This window comes from Rhodobaculum claviforme, assembly GCF_016653255.1.
Classification (GTDB): Bacteria; Pseudomonadota; Alphaproteobacteria; order Rhodobacterales; family Rhodobacteraceae; genus Rhodobaculum; species Rhodobaculum claviforme.
Map to the genome: position 1 here is coordinate 1 of NZ_NHSD01000055.1, position 3,690 is coordinate 3,690.

At 73.4% G+C, this 3,690-nt stretch carries 4 protein-coding genes; 2 read left to right on the forward strand and 2 right to left on the reverse strand.

Annotated elements, in window-relative coordinates; genetic code table 11:
* Together CCR87_RS00830 and CCR87_RS00835 are read right to left on the reverse strand one after the other, a co-directional pair.
* A partial coding sequence (locus tag CCR87_RS00830) for a hypothetical protein (protein WP_201155436.1) occupies window positions 1-260 on the reverse strand: 260 nt, incomplete at its 3' end.
* Window positions 257-970, reverse strand: a complete 714-nt coding sequence (locus CCR87_RS00835; RefSeq protein WP_201155437.1) for a response regulator — start codon at window positions 968-970, stop codon at window positions 257-259. The genes CCR87_RS00830 and CCR87_RS00835, both read right to left, overlap by 4 nt.
* Before the next feature lie 232 nt (window positions 971-1,202).
* Here CCR87_RS00835 and CCR87_RS00840 point away from each other — a divergent pair, with 232 nt between their 5' ends.
* Window positions 1,203-1,730, forward strand: a complete 528-nt coding sequence (locus tag CCR87_RS00840) for an EF-hand domain-containing protein (RefSeq protein ID WP_201155438.1) — start codon at window positions 1,203-1,205, stop codon at window positions 1,728-1,730.
* A gap of 70 nt (window positions 1,731-1,800) precedes the next feature.
* Window positions 1,801-3,141 carry a ferredoxin reductase family protein gene (locus CCR87_RS00845; RefSeq protein WP_201155439.1) on the forward strand — a complete coding sequence of 447 codons (1,341 nt, stop codon included), beginning with the start codon at window positions 1,801-1,803 and terminating at the stop codon, window positions 3,139-3,141.
* The last annotated feature ends 549 nt before the right edge of the window (window positions 3,142-3,690 follow it).

Sequence of the window (3,690 nt, forward strand, 5' to 3'; positions counted from 1 at the left end):
GCGGGATCGACGGACACCCGCGTCAGGCGCGTGGATGCGGCGCGCGCGGCCTGGACCCGGCGCGCGGGGGGGGCCGCCTCGATGGCGGGGACGAGCGAGACGATCCGCTCCACCTCGCGCTCGAACCGGGCGGCGCTGTGCTGCCCGGCGCGGTCGACATACAGCACCGCCGCCGCGATCACGTTCGCCGCGATCAGCGCCGCCGCCAGCAGGACCGAGAACCGCGCGGCCAGTCCGTCGAGGGGCAGGCGCGCCCTCATGCCCCCACCACATCGACGGCGAGGCGATAGCCGCCGCCCCATTCGGTGACGATCAGGCGCGGCGCCCTGGGGTCGTCCTCGACCTTGCGGCGCAGGCGGCTGACGGTGTTGTCGATGGCCCGGTCATAGGCCTTTGCGTCGCGCCCCGCCGTCAGATCCAGCAGCCGGTCGCGGCTGAGCACGGCATGCGGGTGATCCAGCAGGATACCCAGCAGACGGCTTTCGCCCGAGGTCAGCGCGACCGTGCGCCCGTCGTCGTGGTGGGCCTGGTGCGTGTCGGGGTCGTGGCGCCACGGCCCGAACCGGCGGATGCCCGAGGCCACGACCGGCGCGGGCTCGGGTATCCGGCGCAGGACCGCCCGGATGCGGGCCAGCAGTTCGCGCGGGTTGAAGGGTTTCACCAGGTAATCGTCGGCGCCCAGTTCCAGGCCGACGATGCGGTCGGTCTCATCGGCCATCGCCGTCAGCAGGATCACCGGCGGCCCGCCCTGCGCCGTCAGCCAGCGGCACAGGCTCAGCCCGTCCTCGCCCGGCATCATGATGTCCAGCACCACCAGCGCGGGGCGGCCGGCCTCCAGCGCGCGGCGGGCCTCGCCGGCATTGGCCGCCAGCACGGTGCGCAGCCCCTGCCGGCGCAGGTATTGCCCCAGCGGTTCGCGGATGTCGCGGGCGTCGTCGACGATCAGGATCTGTGGCTCGCCTTGGGACATCGGGGTGCCGGACCTTTCTGCGCTGTCCCGATGTAGGGCCGAAGGCGGGCGGTTTGCCAGCGTCCGCACCCCGCCCCGGACAAAAGAAATGTCGCCATCTGTCGTGGCACCCGGCGCTGCGACAGATGGCGACAAACCGGCCGCCGCGCTGACACACATTCCCGGCCCGGGTCGTCCATATCGGGGTGACCGGGGGCCGGGTGGCCCTTGTGACACAGGAAAGGACGACACGATGACCAGAGTGACATGCGTGACCGCAGGTGTTCTGGCGCTGGCGCTGATCGGGGGCACCGCCGCCGTGGCGATGGCGCAGTCCATGCCCGGCTGTGCCGACCGGGACGCCAGGGCGATGGGGGCCGAGGTCCGCGGTCCGGCCCATGGCCAGCGCGGCCAGAAGGGCCAGCGCGGCGCCGCCGACGGCGCGATGATCCGCAGCATCCTCGCGGCCGCCGACGCCGACGGGGACGGCCGCGTGACCCGGGCCGAGATCGACGCCTTCCGCGCGGATCAGCTGGCGGCGGCCGATGTCTCGGGCGATGGCGCGCTGTCGATCGAGGAGTTCGACACGCTCTACCGCGCGCTGACCCGCTGGCGGATGGTCGACGCCTTCCAGGACCTCGACGCCGATGGCGACGGCCGGATCGTGGCCGAGGAGATCGACGCCCGCATCGCCCGCATCATGGCGCGGCTGGACCGCGACGGCGATGGCGTCCTCAGCCTGACGCGGCGCGCCCCGGCGGCGGCACAGGCCGACAACTGAGGGCCGGGCGGGGCGGCCCCGCGCCGCCCCCCCTTTCAACCCGGCAAGGAACCGAGCAGGGACCACCGAGATGAAGACGATCCACACATCCTTCTGGGCGTTGATGCTGGGCATCAGCGCGCTCTGGATCGCGGCCAGCCTGCCGCTGGCGCAAGCCCCGAACTTCATGGCCATCCGCCGCCTGATGGTCGATTACTCCGGATATCTGGCCATCGCCGCCATGAGCGTCGCGATGATCCTGGCCACCCGCGCGCCGTGGCTGGACCGCTGGCTGAACGGGCTGGACAAGTCCTATCGCCTGCACAAGTGGCTGGGCATCGCCGCATTGGTGACGGCGGTGCTGCACTGGGTGTCGGTCAACGCCCCGAAATGGGCGGTGTCCTGGGGCCTGATGGCGCGGCCCGCGCGGCAGGGCTCCGGCGGCGTGGCGGCCGACCTCGGGCCGGTCGCCGCGTTCCTGCGCAGCCAGCGCGACATCGCCGAGATGCTGGGCGAATGGGCGTTCTACGGGGCCGTCGCGCTGATTGCCGCGGCGCTGATCTCGCGCCTGCCCTACAGGCTGTTCGCCGCGACCCATACGCTGGTGGCCATGGCCTATCTGGTGCTGGTCTTTCACGCGGTGGTGCTGATCGATGTGGCCGCCTGGACGCAGCCGGTGGGGCTGGTTACCGGCGTGTTGATGGCCGGCGGTGTCGGCGCGGCGGGGCTTGCGCTGACCCGGCGGATCGGCCGCCGCCGTCAGGTCGCGGGCCGCATCGCGGCGCTGCACCACATCCCGTCGATGCAGGTCACCGAGACCGAGATCGCCATGGACGCCGCCTGGCCGGGCCATGCGGCGGGGCAGTTCGCCTTTGTCACCTTCGATCCGAAGGAGGGCGCGCATCCCTTCACCATCGCCTCGGCCTGGGATGCGGGCCGCGGCACGCTGAGCATCCTGAGCAAGGCGCTGGGGGATTATACCGCGCGCCTGCCGCAGACGCTGCGGATCGGCGGCGCTGTCACCGTCGAGGGGCCCTATGGCCGCTTCACCTTCGAGGACGGCAAGGCGCGCCAGATCTGGATCGGCGCCGGGATCGGCATCACGCCGTTCCTCGCCCGGCTGCAACACCTGGCCGCGCGGCCCGATGGCCGGCGGATCACCCTGATCCATTGCGTGCCCGACATCGCCCCCGAGGCGCTGGCCCGGCTGGAGGCCGCCGCCGCCGCGGCAGGCGTCGCGCTGCACCTGATGCGCGACGACATCGATGGCCCCCTGACGGGTGCGCGGCTGCGCGCGATGGTGCCCGACTGGGCCGAGGCCAGCGTGTGGTTCTGCGGCCCGGCGGCCTTCGGGCAGGCGCTGCGCGGGGATCTGGTGGCGGGCGGCCTGCGCCCCGGCGATTTCCACCAGGAGCTGTTCACCCTGCGCTGACCGGCGGCCGCCCGCCCCCCACGATGATCCGGGCGCCGGACGCCGCGCGCGCCCGGATCGTCGTGCGGGGCAGGGCGGCGCCTGCGGGACGGACAGCGTCCGGCCGCAGGTTTGCGCGAAACCGCCCTGCCGTCGCAGCGATGCAGCGCCCGGTCAGGGGGCCGGTCACGCCCCGCGGCCGGGGGGGACGGGCGGCATCCCGGCCATCCGCCGCCGGCGCGGCCTGCGGACGGTCGCAGCCCCCGCGCCCGGCGGGCGGCATCGGGTCGGGGAATTTGACATCGGGGGCCGCGTCCACTAGCCCCGCGCTGCTGCGATCGTGATGGCGTCACGGCCGCGCGCCCTTTTCCTGGTCCCCGTCCCGTCCTGAACGCCCGGACATGTCCCCCGCACCCCGGTGCGGGCGACATTGTTGTGAGGTGATGTCATGACCCGTCCCCTGATCCTGAATCGCGCCCCGGCTGGGGCCCCGACCCTGGCTGTGACCCCGACCCCGGCTGCGGCCCCGACCCCGGTTGCGACCCCGGCTCCGGCTGCGGCTCCGACCCC

Excerpts from the sequence above, each read along its gene's own strand:
- CCR87_RS00845 (WP_201155439.1), top strand. The coding sequence starts at position 1,801 with ATGAAGACGATCCACACATCCTTCTGGGCGTTGATGCTGGGCATCAGC.
- CCR87_RS00835 (WP_201155437.1), bottom strand. The coding sequence starts at position 970 with ATGTCCCAAGGCGAGCCACAGATCCTGATCGTCGACGACGCCCGCGAC.
- CCR87_RS00840 (WP_201155438.1), top strand. The coding sequence starts at position 1,203 with ATGACCAGAGTGACATGCGTGACCGCAGGTGTTCTGGCGCTGGCGCTG.